The 17,453-nt window shown below is 69.6% G+C and carries 13 protein-coding genes; 4 read left to right on the top strand and 9 right to left on the bottom strand.

All coding sequences use genetic code 11. The features are described from left to right. Window positions 1–16: 16 nt before the first annotated feature. A complete protein-coding gene (locus tag BWI15_RS20410; RefSeq protein ID WP_077015948.1) occupies window positions 17–1,699 on the top strand; it encodes an AfsR/SARP family transcriptional regulator in 1,683 nt (560 codons plus the stop codon). A gap of 136 nt (window positions 1,700–1,835) precedes the next feature. Next, window positions 1,836–4,094: a 1,4-alpha-glucan branching protein GlgB gene (gene glgB, locus BWI15_RS20405; RefSeq protein ID WP_441327640.1), complete on the top strand. Its 2,259-nt coding sequence runs from the start codon at window positions 1,836–1,838 to the stop codon at window positions 4,092–4,094. 62 nt (window positions 4,095–4,156) lie between these two features. Here glgB and BWI15_RS20400 read toward each other — a convergent pair whose 3' ends face one another. The 5 genes from BWI15_RS20400 to BWI15_RS20380 form a co-directional block, all read right to left on the bottom strand. Then, window positions 4,157–5,455 carry a hypothetical protein gene (locus tag BWI15_RS20400; RefSeq protein ID WP_083750891.1) on the bottom strand — a complete coding sequence of 433 codons (1,299 nt, stop codon included), beginning with the start codon at window positions 5,453–5,455 and terminating at the stop codon, window positions 4,157–4,159. Window positions 5,456–5,864: 409 nt separating this feature from the next. Then, window positions 5,865–7,169 carry a hypothetical protein gene (locus BWI15_RS20395; RefSeq protein WP_077015946.1) on the bottom strand — a complete coding sequence of 435 codons (1,305 nt, stop codon included), beginning with the start codon at window positions 7,167–7,169 and terminating at the stop codon, window positions 5,865–5,867. A gap of 57 nt (window positions 7,170–7,226) precedes the next feature. Then, the gene (locus BWI15_RS20390) at window positions 7,227–8,507 is read right to left on the bottom strand and encodes a hypothetical protein (RefSeq protein WP_077015945.1); all 1,281 of its coding nucleotides are present in this window, start codon (window positions 8,505–8,507) and stop codon (window positions 7,227–7,229) included. Between the two features lie 22 nt (window positions 8,508–8,529). Continuing rightward, window positions 8,530–9,813 (bottom strand): hypothetical protein, encoded by a 1,284-nt coding sequence (locus tag BWI15_RS20385; protein WP_077015944.1) that lies wholly within the window; start codon window positions 9,811–9,813, stop codon window positions 8,530–8,532. 12 nt (window positions 9,814–9,825) lie between these two features. After that, entirely contained in the window at window positions 9,826–11,109 is a 1,284-nt protein-coding gene (locus BWI15_RS20380) for a hypothetical protein (protein WP_077015943.1), read from the bottom strand. Window positions 11,110–11,186: 77 nt separating this feature from the next. Here BWI15_RS20380 and BWI15_RS20375 point away from each other — a divergent pair, with 77 nt between their 5' ends. After that, on the top strand, window positions 11,187–12,212 hold the full coding sequence (locus BWI15_RS20375) for an NUDIX hydrolase (RefSeq protein WP_077015942.1): 1,026 nt from the start codon (window positions 11,187–11,189) through the stop codon (window positions 12,210–12,212). Window positions 12,213–12,226: 14 nt separating this feature from the next. Here BWI15_RS20375 and BWI15_RS20370 read toward each other — a convergent pair whose 3' ends face one another. The 3 genes from BWI15_RS20370 to BWI15_RS20360 form a co-directional block, all read right to left on the bottom strand. Continuing rightward, a complete protein-coding gene (locus tag BWI15_RS20370; RefSeq protein WP_077015941.1) occupies window positions 12,227–12,622 on the bottom strand; it encodes a DUF4870 domain-containing protein in 396 nt (131 codons plus the stop codon). A 7-nt stretch (window positions 12,623–12,629) separates the two neighbouring features. Next, on the bottom strand, window positions 12,630–13,871 hold the full coding sequence (locus BWI15_RS20365) for an RNA polymerase sigma factor (RefSeq protein WP_237771366.1): 1,242 nt from the start codon (window positions 13,869–13,871) through the stop codon (window positions 12,630–12,632). A gap of 66 nt (window positions 13,872–13,937) precedes the next feature. Next, window positions 13,938–14,306, bottom strand: coding sequence for a YciI family protein (locus BWI15_RS20360; RefSeq protein WP_083750888.1), 369 nt, complete (start codon window positions 14,304–14,306; stop codon window positions 13,938–13,940). A gap of 187 nt (window positions 14,307–14,493) precedes the next feature. On the opposite strand from BWI15_RS20360, the gene BWI15_RS20355 reads away from it, so the two are divergent. Continuing rightward, window positions 14,494–15,927, top strand: a complete 1,434-nt coding sequence (locus BWI15_RS20355; protein WP_077015939.1) for a flavin-containing monooxygenase — start codon at window positions 14,494–14,496, stop codon at window positions 15,925–15,927. 304 nt (window positions 15,928–16,231) lie between these two features. On the opposite strand, the gene BWI15_RS20350 is transcribed toward BWI15_RS20355, so the two are convergent. Continuing rightward, a complete protein-coding gene (locus BWI15_RS20350; protein ID WP_237771365.1) occupies window positions 16,232–17,428 on the bottom strand; it encodes a citrate/2-methylcitrate synthase in 1,197 nt (398 codons plus the stop codon). Between the last annotated feature and the right edge of the window lie 25 nt (window positions 17,429–17,453).

Raw genomic sequence — 17,453 nt, 5'->3', positions numbered from 1 at the left:
TGCCATACTTCTCGCTATGCCATCCGAGCCGCAGCTGGAGGTCCTGGTTCTCGGGCCTCTCGCTGTGCGGCTGGACGGCGTCGCGGTGGCGGTCGACCGGCCGTTGGAGCGGGCGTTGCTCGTGCGCCTCGCGTTGGCCGGCGGCCTCCCGGTGCCGGACCAGCGGCTCGCCGTCGATCTGTGGGGCGATGTCGATCTGGCCCGGCCGACCGAACGTTTGCGCGTACTCGCCTCGCGACTGCGCGCCGCACTCGGTACGCCCGACGTTCTGACGCGGGCCTCCAACGGGTACGCCCTGTCCGCGCGGATGACGGACCTGGTCAGCGCGCGATCCCTGACCAAGGCCCTGTACGCCGCGGCGCGGGCGGGCGATCACGCGACGGTGAGCGCGCTCGGGCGCGAGGCGACGGCGTTGTGGCGGGGCGCTTCGCTGGCCGACCTGCGCACGATCCCGTACGCCGCGACCGAAGCCGAGCAGCTTGATGCCTGGCGGCTGGACCTCCAGGTGGAGCGGCTGGACGCGGAGCTCGCTCTCGGCGGCGCGACGGAAGCCGGGCGGGAGTTGGAGGCGCTGGCCGCCGAACATCCGGTCCACGAGCGGCTGTGGTGTTTGCTGGCTCTGGCCTTGTACCGGACCGGACGCCAGGCAGATGCGCTCAATCGCCTGGCCGTGCTGCGTTCGCGGCTGGCCGACGAGTTGGGTGTCGATCCGGCGGCGGAGACGGCCGCGATGGAGCTCCGCCTGTTGCGGCAGGATCCGGGCCTCCTGCTCCCGGAGTCGGCCGTCCCCGCCGCGCCCCCGGCGGATCCCGGTCTTCCGTTGCCTATGACAACGTTCGTCGGGCGGGGACGCGAGCTCGCCGAGCTGGTGCGGCGACTGGACCTGCCCGGGCTGGTGACTCTCACGGGCGGACCGGGCAGCGGGAAGTCGCGGCTCGCGCTCGAGGCGACACGCGTCGTGGCGTCCGCGGGCCGGCCGGTCCGGGTGGTCCAGCTCGCCCCGCTGCGCCATGCGGACGCCGTACCAGCGGCGGTCGCCGGAGAGAATGCCGACAGCAACAACCTCGACGTGGCCGGCCTCGGCAGCGAGCTGTTGGTGCTCGACAACGCCGACCACGTGGCCGGGGCGGTCGCTCAGCTAGTTGCGGAGCTGCTCCGGCGCGCGCCCAAACTCACCGTTCTGGTCACCTCTCAACAACCGCTGGAGCTGGCCGCGGAGCAGCCGCAGGTGATGGAGCCGCTCGACGCGATCGCCGCCGTCCAGCTGTTCACCGAGCGATGTGCTGCCGATGCCCAGGGCGCCGATCCGGAACTGGTCGCAACGATCTGTACGGCGGTCGACCGCCTGCCGCTCGGCATCGAACTGGCCGCCGGCCTCACCCGCACGGTCTCCGTTCCGCACATCGCCGAACGGCTCGCCGCCGCGCCGACCGCCGTGGCAGGTGTGACCGCCGTACTCGACTGGTCGCACGAACTGCTGAACGACGCCGACCGCGCCGTCCTGCGCCGGGTCGCCGATTTCGCCGACGGGTTCACGCTGGAGGCGGCCGAGCAGGTCGCGGTCGATCCGCGCGACGTCGCGCCGGCGCTGACCGAGCTCGCGGACCGCGGTCTGCTCACCGTCGAGGCCGTCGGCGGACGCCGGTTCCGGATGCTGGAAACCGTTCGCAACCACGTGCTGGCCGAGCCGCACGTCTAGCCAAGTCTTGTGTACGTCCCCGACGGACGGGTACGGGATGCGGGAATCGAAGAGTCCATCGGGCAGGATTGGGTGTATGGGATCGAACGAGCGCGACGAGCACGATGCCGAGGTGCGGACGCCGCTGTCGGAGCCGATGACCGAACCGGTGATCAGGCCTGACGACCAGGCTGTTCCGACCACCAGCGGGCAGGTTGTGCCCGAATCCACGACGACCGGCACCGGGCGGGTCGAGGTGGAGCGGTCGGTGCTCGAACGGCTGGTGTCCGGGACCTACCACGATCCGCATCAGGTGCTCGGGCCGCACCTGGGCGACGGATCGGTGACGTTGCGGGTGCTGCGGCCGTTCGCGAGCACGGTGACCGCGCTGTTCGACGACCAGCGGGTCGAGCTGGAGCACGAGTTCGAGGGTGTCTGGGTCGGCGAGCTGGATGTCGACAAGGTGCCCGACTACCGGCTCGAAGTGACCTACACCGACGGTCCGGCGCTCGAGCTCGACGACCCGTACCGCTACCTGCCGTCGCTCGGCGAGATGGACCTGCACCTGATCGGTGAGGGCCGGCACGAGCAGCTGTGGACCGTGCTCGGCGCGCACGTGCGCCGGTACGACGGCCCGGGCGGCACCGTCACCGGTACGTCGTTCGCGGTCTGGGCGCCGAACGCGCAGGGCATCCGGCTGACCGCCGACTTCAACTTCTGGGACGGTCGCGCGCATCCGATGCGCACGATGGGTTCCAGCGGCGTCTGGGAACTGTTCGTGCCGGGCGTCGGTCCGGGCACGCGCTACAAGTTCGACATCTGCGGACGCGACGGCGTCTGGCGGCAGAAGGCCGATCCGATGGCGAACCTGGCCGAGACTCCCCCGGCGAACGCGTCGGTCGTGCACGAGTCGACGTACGAGTGGAAGGACGCCGACTGGCTGCAGCGCCGCGCGGCGGCGCAGGCCCACGCCGAGCCGATGAGCGTCTACGAGGTGCACCTCGGGTCCTGGCGCAAGGGCCGGACCTACCGCGAACTGGCCGACGAGCTCGTTGCCTACGTCAACGAGATGGGCTTCACCCACGTCGAGTTCATGCCGGTGATGGAGCACCCGTTCGGCGGGTCCTGGGGCTACCAGGTCACGTCGTACTTCGCCCCCACCTCGCGTTTCGGTGACCCCGACGACTTCCGCTTCCTGGTCGACGCGCTGCACCAGGCCGGGATCGGTGTCCTGGTCGACTGGGTGCCGGCGCACTTCCCGAAGGACGCCTGGGCGCTGGCCCGCTTCGACGGGACCCCGCTGTACGAGCACCCGGACCCGCGCCGCGGCGAGCAGCCCGACTGGGGCACGCTGGTGTTCGACTTCGGCCGGCCGCAGGTGCGCAACTTCCTGGTCGCGAACGCGCTCTACTGGGCCGAGGAGTTCCACATCGACGGCCTGCGCGTCGACGCGGTCGCCTCGATGCTCTACCTGGACTACTCCCGGCAAGAGGGCCAGTGGGTGCCCAACCAGTACGGCGGCCGCGAGAACCTGGAAGCCGTCTCGTTCCTGCAGGAGATGAACGCGACGCTCTACAAGCGGGTGCCCGGCGTGATCACGGTCGCCGAGGAGTCGACGTCCTGGCCGGGCGTCACCCGGCCGACGCACCTGGGTGGCCTGGGCTTCGGGTTCAAGTGGAACATGGGCTGGATGAACGACTCGCTGCGCTACCTGGAGCACGAGCCGATCCACCGGCAGTACCACCACCACGAGCTGACGTTCTCGATGATGTACGCGTACTCCGAGAACTTCGTGCTGCCGCTGTCGCACGACGAGGTCGTGCACGGCAAGGGCTCGCTGCTGCGCAAGATGCCCGGAGACCGCTGGCAGCAACTGGCGAACCTGCGCGCCTACCTGGCGATGATGTGGGCCCATCCGGGCAAGCAGCTGCTGTTCATGGGCGGCGAGTTCGGCCAGGAGTCGGAGTGGTCGGAGAAGGGTGAGCTGGATTGGTGGCTGCTCGAGCACGCCGACCACGAGGGGCTGCGCCAGCTGGTGAAGGACCTGAACACGTCGTACAAGGAGCTGCGGTCGCTGTGGGCCAACGACCACGTTCCCGAGCGCTTCGCCTGGATCGACGCCAACGACGCCGGCAACAACACCTTCTCCTTCGTCCGCTTCGGCGCCGAGGGTGAGCCGACGGTCGCTTGTGTGGTCAACTTCTCGGCGGTTCCGCACTACGGCTACCGCCTCGGCCTCCCGTTCGACGGCCACTGGGAAGAGATCCTGAACACCGACGCGCACGTGTACGGCGGCTCCGGCGTCGGCAACCTCGGTGGCGTCGAGGCCAACGGCACCAGCTGGCACGGCATGGCCAGCAGCGCCGAGATCTCGGTTCCGCCGCTGGCCGCCGTCTGGTTCCGCCACGACGGCTGAGCTTCCCGGACGGGCCACGTCGCCTGAGCCTCGGACGGTGAGGCTCAGCCGACGTGGACGGGTCAGGAGACCTTGAGAGTGAACGGTCCGGAGTAGACAGCGTCGACGGGCAGGCGGGTCGACGTGGTGCTGCCGGGGACCCACCAGCGGAACTGGAAGGTGCCGCGGGTGTTCCACGCGAAGGCGACCAGGCCTCGGCCGGCGTACAGGGTCTTGTAGGTGAGACCCTGCCAGGCGCCGGCCGAGTTCTTGAACTGGAGCGCGGCCTTCTGCGTGCCGGCGGGGTCCACCCACAGGTAGGCCTGGGGCCGGGTGCCGACGGTGACGGACGGCTGGATGAACTTGGCCGAGACGACGCGCGTGCTCGCGCGGACCGTCCGGGCCGGGCTCGTGGCGGGCTGGACGGGGGTGGTGCCGGTGGTGCCCGCGACGGTGGTGCGGTACTCACGGGCGCCGGAGTTCCGGAGCGGGAAGTTGTAGTTGCCGGCGGCATCGGTCTTGCCCGAACCGACGACGTACCATCCGCCGGTGGCCGAGTCGCGCGCCTGCAGGACGACCGTGGTGTTCGCCCGGGCCCCCGCGTCCTCCTCGAGGCAGATCGGCAGGGCGTCGTTCGGCGGCTTCGGGTTCTCGAAGATCCTGCGGGTGGCGATCTTGCCGGTGAGGGTCGCGGTCGCGCCGTACGGCGTGGAGGCGGGTGCGTTCAACGTGACCACGCTGCTGAAGGCCCACCGCCAGTCGAGCTGCGCGGCGCCCCACTCGTTCCAGGCCAGGAAGGTGACGTCCATCGGCCGTTGCTTGGTGATCACGCCGCTGAGCGCGGTGGACCGTGCCGTGTACTCGACCCGGCACTTGTCATAGGTCCAGGGCTGCTCCCCCGTCATCAACCGCAGCCCGTACGTCGTGGGCGTGGTGACGTCGAGCGGATCGTTCGGGGTCGAGTCGACCACCGGGTCCGGCGGGACCGACCAGGCCATGTCCCCGTTCGGCCGGTAACTGAGCTGCGCCTGGGCCGCGCCGCGCCGGTAGCGGTCGAAGTCGGCCGAGGGGGCGAGGTCGCCGCCCGGTTCGGACACCACGATCCGCGCTCGGTCGACCGTGGGGCCGTACGGCTCCAGCTTCGCCGGTTCGAGCACGACCGTGTTCGGCTCGGCGACCGAGGGGCTGGCGAGCGGCAGGTCCTCGCCGCCCGGTCGCTCCAGCACCACGGTGTTGGGCGCGGGTGTGGTCTCGTTCCAGCTGATCCGGATCTTGCCGTCCGTCGTCCAGGCGAGCTGGACATCGGCGGCGAGCACGGTCGGCGGCGCGGGCGCGGTCAGGGCTGCGGACAGCAGAGTTGTGGCGAGCAGTGAAGTCATCATCAGGGGTACCTACCGAACTGTGAGAGTGAAAACGGGGCTGTGGACGGGGTCGATCCTCGGAGCGGCGGTGCTGCCGGGGATCCACCAGCCGGTGGCGGGTTCCGCGCTTCCAGGCGGGTGTTCGACAACGGCTGGTCGGAGATGCCGCAGGACCCGGATGGCGGCCAGAAGGCCAGTCGCTTCTCCATCGCCCGGCCGTCGCGGGCAGAGCTGGCCGGCGAGCGCCAGGCCGAGTGTGGTCGCGAGAAGAGCTTGCAGCATTCAAGTCCCCAGGTCGTTGGCTACGTGGGCTTGATGCGGCGGGCGGCGGAAAGGTTGCGACGAATTTCGGCCGGACGGCACGTTGCTCCCCGGACGAAGTTGCAGGCGGCGCCGGGGTCGAACGGCACCGCCTGCAACGCTTCGGGGGTCAGCGGACGGTCAGGGTGAAGACTCCGCTGTAGGTGGCGTCGGCGGTCGCCGTCGCCGGGATCCACCAGCGGAACTGCGTAGTGCCGCGCCGGTTCCACGGGAAGGTGAGCAGGCCTCGGCCGGCCGACAGGGTCTTGTACGACAGGCCCTGCCAGACGCCGCTGGCGTTCTTGAACTGGAGGGCGGCTTGCTGAGTGCCCGCCGGGTCGACCCAGAGGTAGGCCTGCGGCTGGGTGCCGAGGGTGATCGTCGGGGTGATGAACTTCGCCGACACGACGCGGGTGATCGCGCGGACGCTCGCGCTACCGCCCGTGCCGCCGTACGCCGCGCTGCCGGCGGCGACCTGGTTCGCCCTGACGACGCGGTACTCGCGGTGCCCCGGGTTCGTCAGCACCGCCGTGTACTTGCCCTGGGCATCGGTTTTGGTGGTCCCGACGGTGGTCCAGGCCGCGGTCGGCGACGTGCGCTGCTGGATGACCACCGGCTGGTTCGCGACCGGGCCGGTGGTCTCCTCGCAGGCCGGCGGGTGGCCCGACTCGTACAGGGACGCGCCGGACAGGACGCCGGTCAGCGTGGTGGCGGTGCCGTACGTGGTCGCGGCCGGCGCGGTCATCGTGATGCTCTTGGTCGTCGTGACGGTGACATACGGGCCCTGTGCGGCGCCCCACTCGTTGTCGACGTTGACGAACAGGTTGTACGGCGTGCCCCGGCTCGGCACCGTGCCGGTCGGCGAACCGGTCTGCGGGAGGTTGACTTCCTCGCACTCGCCGCTGCTGCCGGCGACGGTGTCGATCCGCTGCTGCGGCGCGTAGGTGTAGGTCTTGGCGAAGTCGAGCGGGTCGTCCGGCGTTCCGTCGGTGGAGGTGTCGGCCGGCAAGGTCCACTGCAGGCTGCCTTCGGCGGTGAACGCGAGGGTCGCCGTTCGGCCGGCGTAGTTGAACCGGTCGAAGTCAGGCGATCGGCCCGGCGTACCGGAACCGTCCGAGACCTCGATCCAGTTCTTCTCGGCCGGATCGCTGCTGTTGCCCAGGCTCGCCGAGTCGATCACGTACTCGTTGGGCTGTCCGGCCGTGGTGGTCCCGAACTCCAGCCCACCGCCCGCGGGACCGGTCAGGACCAGCGTGTTCGCCGCCGGCGCGGTCTCCGTCCAGGTGATCTTGAGGTTGGTGTGCTCGGCGTCGACCCAGGCGACCTGAACGTCCGTCACGCCGGCAGCCCGAGTCGCACCGGCCGAAGCCGTCCCCGTACCCAGCACGCCCGCCAGCACCGCCGCTCCGGCGAGCGCGATCGATCTCTTCAGCATCCGCTTCCTTTCGTGTGTACCTGTCCTGATGCCGACGGCGGGAAGAAGGTTGCGCGATCAGCGAACGGTCAACGTGAAGACCCCGCTGTAGGTCGCGTCGGCCGAAGGGGACGCCGGTACCCACCAGCGGAACTGGGTCGTGCCGCGCTTGTTCCACGGGAAGGTGAGGATGCCCCGGCCTGCGTACAGGGTCTTGTAGGCGACGCCCTGCCAAGCACCCGCAGCGTTCTTGAACTGCAGCGCGGCCTTCTGGGGGCCCGCCGGGTCGACCCAGAGGTAGGCCTGCGGTTGCGTGCCCAGGGTGACCGTCGGCTGGATGAACTTCGCGGACACCACCCGAGTCGTCGCGCGGACGCTCACCGGATAGCCCTCCTTGCCGTACGCCGCCGCGGTGCCGTTGACGACGTTCGGCCGGACCACCCGGTACTCGCGGTGGCCGGGGTTCCTGAAGACCGCGGTGTAGTTGCCCTGGTCGTTGGTCCGCGTCGTACCGACAACTGTCCACGGTGCGTCCAGCGACGTCCGCTGCTGCACCACGACGGCCTGGTTCGAGGTCGGCCCGTGGAACTCCTCGCACACCGGCGGGCTGCCCTGCTGGAACATCGAGGTGCCGTTCACGTGCCCGGTCAGCGTCGTCGTCCCGCCGTACGGCGAACTGCCCGGGCCGTACGTGGTGACGTTTTTGGTGGACCCGACCGTCGCCCACAGATTCGCGCGCTGGCCCCACTCGTTGGCGACCTTCACGGTCAGGTCGTAGGCCTGACCACGGTTCGGCAGCTCACCGGTCGGTACGGCGCTGACGAAGGACAGGTCACGGCACTCGTAGGTGCCGACCGGGTCTGCGTCCACCCGCTGGACCGCCGTGTAGGTGTAGGCCTTCGGCAGGTCGAGCGGATCTCCCGGTGTGCCGTCGACGGAGTTGTCGGCCGGCAGCGTCCAGCGCAGCTTGTCACCGGCGAAGGCGAGCCGGAGATCGCGTTCGTCGTACAGGTACTGGTCGAAATCGGCCGACCGTGCCTGCGTCCCGCCGCCGGCGACAACGAACCGGCTCCGGCCAGCCGGGTCGACCATGTGCGAGAACCGGGTCGCCTCGACCAGGTACTCGTTCGGCTGCGCGGCGGTCGTCGTACCGAACTGGAACTCGGGGATCTCCTCGGCGTCGGACTCCAGCGCCAGGGTGTTCGCGGTCGGTGTGGTCTCGGTCCAGGTGATCTTGATCAGCTTGTGGGTCGCGTCGGCCCAGGCGATGGTCACCGGTCCGATCGCCGTGGGTGCGGCGGGTGCGGGAAGAGCTTGGCTGGTCAAAAGCAGAGTCAGAGCCAGAGTTCGTTTCAGCATGCGTGTTCCCCAGGTCGCCTGGTCATCGGACGGTGAGAGAGAAGATCCCGCTGTAGGTCGCGTCGGCGGTAGGCGTGGCCGGCACCCACCAGCGGAACTGGGTCGTGCCGCGCTTGTTCCACGGGAAGGCGATGAGGCCGCGGCCGGCGTACAGGGTCTTGTAGATAACGCCCTGCCAGGCGCCTGAAGCGTTCTTGAACTGCAGAGCCGCCCGTTGCGTCCCGGCCGGATCGACCCACAGGTAGGCCTGCGGCTGCGTGCCGAGGTTCACCACAGGCTGGATGAACTTCGCCGAGACGACCCGGGTGACTGCCCGGACGCCGACCGTCGCGCTGTCGGCACCGAAGCGGGCCTCGAGGGTGGCCGGCACCTCGTTGGCGACGACCACGCGGTACTGGCGGTGGCCCGGGTTTCGGAAGGCGGCACGGTAGTTGCCCTGTTCGTCGGTCCGGGTGGTACCGACCACGCTCCAGGGGGCGGTCGCGGACGTCCGCTGGTGCACGACGACAGTCGTCGCCCTCGCGTTGTGCTCCCACTCGTTGCAGGTCGGCGGCTGACCGCTGATGATCAGCGACCTCCACTTCACCTGCCCGGCGAGCGTCGTCGTTCCGCCGTACGGCGTCGCACTCGGCGCGGCGAGTTTGATCCCGGTGACGGCGTTCAGCCCCGCAAAGCCGCCGATTGAGGACGTCCCCCACTCGTTCATCGGCCGCACCCAGATGATGGACGGGCGGCCCGTTCGTGCGACCGTGCCGGTCGGGACGTCGGTGACGATCGTGTCCCCGGCGCAGGACCAGTCGCCCGGCTCGTCCGGATTCGGATCGAAGTTGTGGTCGACCTCGTAGCGGTAGCGGACCGGCAGGTCCAGCGGGTCGCCGGGCGTGCCGTCGACGCTGTCGTCCTCGGGAACTGTCCAACGCACCCGGTCGTACGACGGGGACGACAGCTCCAGGGCCTCGGGGCTGTAGACGTAACTGTCGAAGGCGACCGACCGCGCCTCGGTGCCGTCCGAACCGGCGACCAGGACCTGCTGACTACCGCCGGCTCCGGTCCTCGGAAAGCTGGTGGCATCCACCACGAGCTGGTTGGGCTGCGCCGCGGTCGTCGTCCCGAGCGGCTGGATGCCGACCGTCACGGTGTTGGCCACGGGCGTTGTCTCGGTCCAGGTGATCCGGACCGTGGTGTGATTCGCGTCGGCCCAGGCGATTGTCACCGGACCGATCGCGGTCCCGGCGGCCGGAGCGGCCGGAGCGGGAACGGCCTGCAGCGTGAGGATCAGGCCGAGGACGAGAGTTCGTTTCAGCATCTGGGTCCCCGATCAGCGAACCGTGAGCGAGAAGACCCCGCTGTACGTCGGACGGATCGCCCCGATGGCCGGGACCCACCAGCGGAACTGGGTCGTGCCGCGCCTGTTCCAGGGGAATGCGAGGATGCCGCGGCCGGCGTACAGGGTCTTGTACGCAACGCCCTGCCAAGCACCGGAAGCGTTCTTGAACTGCAACGCCGCCTTCTGCGATCCGGCCGGGTCGACCCACAGATAGGCCTGCGGCTGCGTGCCGAGGTTCACCACAGGCTGGATGAACTTCGCCGAGACGACCCGGGTGACGGAACCGACGGAGCGCGTCTGGCTGTCGGCACCGAACATCGGGATCCCGGCGGGGTCGATGTGACTGGCGACGACCACGCGGTACTCGCGGGGGCCGGGGTTGCGGAAGATCGCCCGGTAGTTGCCGTCATCGCCGGTTCGGGTGGTGCCGACGACCGTCCAGGGTGCTTGGGGCGAGGTGCGCTGGTGCACGATCAGCGTCGTCTGCGCGAGCGGCGAGCGGCGCTCGTCGCACAACGGTGGCTTGCCGGTGATCAGCAACGCGCTCTGGTCCACGTGCCCGGTCAGTGTGGTGGTGCCGCCGTACGGCGTGGCGCCGGGAGCCGTGACCTGGATGTCGGGGACCATGCTCACCTTCCGGGGCGCGACGGCACCTTGGCCCCACTCGTTCTGCGCTGCCACTCTCAGGGTGAACGGGCGTCCGGGATTCGGCACGACGCCGGTCCGGGTGGAGCTCACGGTCGTCGTCACGGTGCACATTCCGTCGAACCACTGGAAGGGATTTGGGTCGAAGCCTTGGTCGACGTGGTAGCTGTACTGGTCGGGAAGGTCGAGCGGGTCGTCCGGCGTACCGTCGACGGCGTTGTCGGCCGGCAGCGTCCAGCGGAGCTGGTTGTGCGCCGCGAACGACAGACTGAACGAGCTCGACGGGCTGACGTAGCTGTCGAAGGGGGCCGAGAGTGCCTCGGTGCCGTCCGAACCGGCAACCTGGATCTGCTGACTTTCGTCGGCCGCGGTCCTGGGAAAGCTGCTGCCTTCCACCACGAGCTCGTTGGGCTGCGCCGCTGTCGTCGTCCCGAGCGGCTGGACGTTCGGGACGCCGACGGTGTTGGCCACGGGCGTTGTCTCGGTCCAGGTGATCCGGACCTTGGTGTGATCTGCGTCGGCCCAGGCGAGCGTCACCGGGCCGATCGCTGTCCCGGCGGCCTGCGCCGGCTCGGCGACAACGGCCGGTGCGGTCAGCAGCACAGCCAGAGCCAGTGTTCGTTTCAGCATGTTCCCCCCACGGCAGTGTGTGTATCTGGATCGATGCTTGCGGGAGCGGAGAAGTTGCGTCGGGTACCGTTCCCGACGTGACTGGTGTGCCGCCGCAACCGACGTTGACCGATGGGGATCTGACGCTGCGTCCCTGGCGCGACGAGGACATCGACGCGGCGCACGGGCTGACCGACGACCAGATGGTCCGCTGGTTCGGCCTGACCCGTACGCCGCAGCGGTCGGACCTGGCCGACGCGGTCGAGCGGTCCCGTCGCGCGTACGCCGACGACCGGTCGGCGGTGAACTTCGTGGTCGAGCTGGCCGGTGAGTCCGGACCGGTCGGCACGGTCGAGATCCGGCGGATCTCGACCGGGGTCGGCGCGGTCACCTGGACGACGTACAAGCCGTACCGGGGCCGGCAGGTCGCGCGGCGCGCGGTCCGGCTGCTGGTGGTCTACGCGTTCGGCGAGCTCGGCCTGGACCGGCTGCAGGTGGAGGTCGACCCGGAGAACCGGGCCGCGGCGCGGGTCGCGATCCGCTCCGGGTTCCGGCGCGAAGGGCTGCTGCGGGGCGGCGCCGTGCTGCAGGGTGAGCGGCGGGACGTGACGGTCTACGGCCTGCGCCGGGACGATCCGCGGGCCGACACGCTGTCGGGCTGGACCGCGCTGATGGACTCGGTGCTGCCGAAGAAGCGGGTGATCGCGCACGTCGTCGTCCGCGATCCCGCCGGGCGGGTGCTGCTGTGCAAGGTCAGCTACAAGAAGGACCTCGAGCTGCCCGGCGGTGTGGTCGAGCCGGACGAGGACCCGCTGACCGGTGCGCGCCGCGAGATGGAGGAGGAGCTCGGGATCGCGCTGCCGGTCAACGGCGTGCTCGCGATCGACTGGCTGCCGCGCTGGGAGGGCTGGGGCGACGCGATCGAGATCCTGTACGACGGCGGCGAGCACGACCCGTCGCTGATCTCGACCCTGCACCCCGACGGCTTCGAGATCCTCGGCCTGGACTGGTACGCGCCGGAGGACCTGGCCGGCCTGGTCTCGCCGCTCAACGCCCGGCGGCTCCCGGTGCTGCTGGCCGAGCCGACCAAGCTGCACAACCTGCGCGACGGTTCGCCGTACTGATCACTTCACACTGATCACTTCACGAAGCGCAGCGTGAACGGATACCGGTAGTCGCGGCCGTCCGAGGCGGCCATCGTGGCGCGGACGATGACGACGATCGCGGCGACCGCGCCGATCGCGACCAGCGGCAGCACGATCAGGACACCGAGCCCGAAGGTGATCAGCACCAGGATCGCCGCGACAACACCGTAGATCAGCAGCGAGATCTGGAAGTTCAGCGACTCCAGCGCGTGCCGGCGGACGAAGTCCGAGCGGTAGCGGAAGATCAGCCAGATCGCCAGCGGGCACAGGAACCCCATCGCGAACCAGGCCGCGACGAACACCCCGACGTGGGCGAGCATGCTCCACGTCTTCTCCTCCGACGGCGACAGCGGCACACCCTGCCCCTGGAACTGACCGGAATAGCTCATACTCCAGTCAAGCACCGGGATTCGCCGTCGGCAACGAGGCCCGTCGGCGGCGCAGGAAGCGTTGTTCGGCACCGTTCGCGGTCAGGGCGATCGCCGCGTCGTAGGCCGCGGCGGCCTCCGCCGGGCGGTGCAGGCGAGCCAGTACGTCGGCTCGCGTGGCCGGCAGGTAGGCGTACGCCTTGAGCGCCGGTTCCTTGCTCAGGGCATCTAATTCGCCGAGCACCGCGGCCAGGTCGGCGCCGGGGACCAGGCTCTGTGCCGCCGCCCGGTTCAGCGCGACGATCGGCGACGGCCAGCCGAGCAGCATCGCGTCGTACATCCGGACGACCTGCGCCCAGTTGGTCTCCTCCCAGCACGGCGCCGTCACGTGCAGCCCGGCCACGGCCGCCTGCAATGCGAATCGCCCCGGCGGGTCGGCCTTCAGCAGCGCCGCCGTCGCACGGCTGACGCCCTCGGCGAGCAACCTGACGTCCCACCGCGACCGGTCCTGGTCGGCGAGCAGCACGAGTTCGCCGTCCTCGCTCACCCGCGCGTCCCCTCGGGCCTGCGTCATCAGCAGCAGACCGAGCAACGCCTGCGGCTCGGGCTCGTCAGGCATCAGCCGCACCAGCAGCTGCGCCAGCTCGAGCGCCCGGCCGGTCAGATCGGCGCGCGTCAGCTCGGGCCCCGCCGCGATGTGGCCGGCCGTGTAGACCAGCTGTACCACCGTCAGTACGACGTCCAGGCGGCTCGCCAGCTCGTCGTCGGCGGGTATCCGGTACGGGATGCCGGCCGCCGCGATCTTCTTCTTCGCGCGGGTGATCCGCGCGGCCGCCGTGGCCTCGCTGATCAGCAGCCCTGCCGCGACCTCGCGCGTCGTGAGCCCGCAGATCAGGCGCAACGTCAGCGCGACCTGGGAATCGCGCGCCAGCGCCGGGTGGCAACAGGTGAAGACCAGCCGAAGCGGATCGGTCGGCTGCTCCACCTCGCCTGGTTCTTCGACGAGCAGGGGCAGCTTGCGCCGGAGCGTCGTCTCCCGGCGCAGCTTGTCCAGGGCCAGCCGCTTGGAGACCGTCGTCAACCAGCCGGCCGGGTTGTCGGGCAGTTCCTCGGGCCAGGCGCGCAACGCCCGGACGAACGCTTCCTGCGCGCAGTCCTCGGCCAGGTCCAGGTCGCGCGTCACCCGCACGGTGGCGGCCAGCACCACCGACCAGCACTCGCGGTGCGCCGCCTCGACCCGCTCGGCGACCAGCCTCGCGCTGACTCCCAAGGCTTCAGCTCCTTCTGCCCGGATGGTGGGATCTCCCTGAGGTGGAGATCCCACCATCCGCAATGGCTAGGCAGGCGGTTCGGCGTTCTCCGAGGTGTCCATCACCGGGCGGACCTCGATGTTGCCCGACGGAACCAGCTTGGCCAGGGCGAGCGCCTGATCGAGATCGGTCGCCTCGATCAGGTAGTAGCCGCCGAGCGCCTCCTTGGTCTCGATGAACGGGCCGTCGGTGACCAGCGGCTCGCCGTCGCCCTGCTTGACCGTGCTGGCCGTCGACGACGGCAGCAACGCGGCCGAACTGACGATCGACGCCCCGGCCGCCTCCACCGCCGCCATGAAGTCGCCGTGCAGCTTCATCTGCTGCTGCCACTCCTCCGGCGTGATCTGGTCGTACCACTCCTCGCTGTCGAAGAGCAAGAACATGTACTGCGCCATCACGGGCTCCCTCGTCTCGGGTTCTGCTGACATCTTGCTGACGAACGCCCGCCGAAGGAATCGACAAACCGATGCGACGACTTTGCGTGCTGATCACGTGACCTGGCGTACAGCCTCGTTCGGCCCGGGTGGGTAGTGTTGACGAAGTAGTCAACAAGCGGCCCGGACCGCCGACAGGGAGGCATGCGTGGAGCACCTGGACGTCCTGATCGTCGGTGCCGGGCTGTCCGGGATCGGCGCGGCGTACCGCCTGCAGACGCAGAGCCCGCAGCGCTCGTACGCCGTACTGGAGGCGCGGGAGGACCTCGGCGGGACGTGGGACCTGTTCCGCTATCCGGGGATCCGGTCGGACTCGGACATGTTCACGCTCGGGTTCCCGTTCCATCCGTGGAAGGCCGCGAAGGCGATCGCGGACGGGCCGTCGATCCTCGAGTACCTGCACGAGACGGCCGCGGAGTACGGGATCGACCAGAAGATCCGGTTCGGGCGGAAGGTCCTCGCGGCGTCGTGGTCGACCGCCGACGCGGTGTGGACCGTGGAGACCGAGCACGAGTCGTACACCTGCAACTTCCTCTACGTCTGCAGCGGGTACTACGACTACGACAGCGGGTACGTCGTGGACTTTCCCGGGCTCGCGTCGTACGAGGGTCGCGTCGTGCATCCGCAGCATTGGCCGTCCGACCTCGACTACACCGGCCGGCGCGTCGTCGTGATCGGCAGCGGCGCGACCGCGGTGACGCTGGTCCCGGCGATGGCCGACCGGGCGGAGCACGTGACGATGCTGCAGCGCTCCCCCAGCTACATCGCCTCGCGGCCGGCGCACGACGCGGTCTCGGATCGGCTGCGGGCGATCCTGCCGGAGCGGCTGGCGCATCATGTCATTCGGGGGAAGAACGTTGCTTTCAGTTCGCTGGTGTACAGCGCTTTTCGGCGCTGGCCGGGGCCGGCGGCCCGGTTCCTGACCAAGGCGGCGGCGCGGGAGTTGCCGCCGTCGATTCCGGCTGAGCCGCATTTCGTGCCGCGGTACAAGCCTTGGGATCAGCGGCTGTGCTTGGTGCCGGACGCTGATCTGTTCGAGGCGTTTCGTCGTGGTTCCGCGTCGATCGTGACTGACGAGATCGAGTCTTTTGTGGCCGACGGCATTCGTCTCCGCTCCGGTGAGCACCTGCCGGCGGACGTGGTGGTCACCGCGACGGGTCTGCAGATGGTTGCTCTGGGCAAGATCGCGCTGACCGTCGACGGGCGGCCGGTCGCCGTCAACGAGACCTTCGTCTACCGGGGCATGATGCTCAGCGGGGTGCCGAATCTTGCGTGGTGCATCGGTTATACGAACAACTCGTGGACGCTGCGCTCGGACCTCACCTCTCAGTACGTGTGCCGGCTGCTCAACCACATGAGCCGCACTGGGACGCGGATGTGTGTGCCGGAGATCCCTGCTGAGGAGCATGACAAGCCCGCTCGTCCCGTCGTCGATCTCACCTCCGGCTACATCCGCCGAGCCGCCGCCCTCCTCCCCCGCCAGGGCACCACCGGCCCGTGGCGGCTGCGGCAGAACTATCCGCGAGACCTGCTCGCGCTGCGCTTCGGCAAACTCACCAACCCGGATCTCCACTTCCGCTAGGTCGTACGGCGGGGAAAGATCCCCCCACGCGGGCGCCTCCGCTCGCTGGCGCTCGCTACGGTGCCTGCTCCCACCCACCCCTGGTTCAGTTGCGGGCTGGCGCCCGCGGTGCGCGTGCTGTCGCCCGCTTCTCGTGCGCGTGCTGGCGCCCGCTTCTCGTGCGCGTGCTGGCGCCCGCTTCGCGTGAAGGCGGGGTCGGGCCGCAGGCACGTGATCGGCGAGTGAGTGGCCGGGCGGATCACCCGGCCGCGTTGGCGCGTGGGCGACCGAGTGCAGGTAGTCGGATTCCTCGAGGCGCCTCCGCTCAATCGATCGGCGCCGGCGGTGGCGGACCGACATACCGCGCAGCCGGACGAATGATCTTCCCGTCCTCCGCCTGCTCCAGGATGTTGGCCGTCCACCCGATCACCCGACTGACCGCGAAGGTCGGCGTGAACATCGAGCGCGGCAAGCCACAGCGCTCCATCACCACACCCGCGTAGAACTCCACGTTGGCGTACAGATTCCGGCCGGGCTTGAGTTCAGCCAGTACGTCGACCACTGTCCGTTCCACAGTGACCGCGAAGTCCACCAGCTCCCCGCCAAGCCCTTGGGCGATCTCCCGCAGCATCAACGAGCGCGGATCATCCGTTCGGTAGACCGCGTGACCGAAGCCCATGATCCGGTCTCCCGCCGCGACCTTCGCGCGTACCCACGCATCAGCCCGCTCCGGCGTACCGATCTCGTCCAGGCTGGCCAGTGCCCGGTCCGGCGCGCCGCCGTGCAACGGGCCTGAGAACGCCCCCAGTGCGCCGGCCACCGCCGACACCACGTCCGCTCCGGTGGACGCGATGACCCGCGCCGTGAACGTCGACGCGTTGAACCCGTGGTCGACCGTCGCGATCAGGTAGGCCTCGATCGCAGCGACCTGCTCAGCCGTCGGTTCGTTGCCAGTGACCAGATACAACCAGTTCGCCGCCGCGCTCAGATCGTCCCTCGGTTCGAGCGGCTGCTCGCCCTGCCGCAAGCGGTGCAGCGCGGCGAGGATTGTCGGGGTCACCGCGCAAACCAGCATCGCGTCGGCCTTGCGCCGGGCGGGGTCGGCGTCCCACAGCGGCGGCAGGTCGCGCGCGGCGGCCAGCACCGACAACGCAGTGCGCAACCCGGCCAGCGGCTTCTCCGCGACGCCGGCTGCGGCGACGGCCGGCAGGATCTCCCGTACTTCGTCGGGGAGAACTCGCAGGGGCGCGACCTCGGCCACGAACCGCCCCCGCTCCTCCGCGGTCGGCAAGCGCCCTTCGAGCATCAGGAACCAGACGTCCTCCACCGTCTTCGTCCGCGCCAGTTCGACCGCGGAGTACTGGCGGTAGTGGTAGAAGCCCTCGTCACCGCGTACGTCGCCGAGCTCGGTCTCGGTCACCACCACGTTCCGCAACCCGGGCGGCACCTCGAAGAGTTGATCCATATTGATTGACATGGATTCAAATTGATCTTCGAATCCACTATTGTCAATGTTGATCAAGTCAACATGAGTGGCGCAGGGAGCG

Origin of the sequence: Kribbella sp. ALI-6-A (assembly GCF_001984195.1) — a bacterium.
Taxonomy (GTDB): Bacteria; Actinomycetota; Actinomycetes; order Propionibacteriales; family Kribbellaceae; genus Kribbella.
This window is presented reverse-complemented; position numbering and strand designations above follow the sequence as displayed.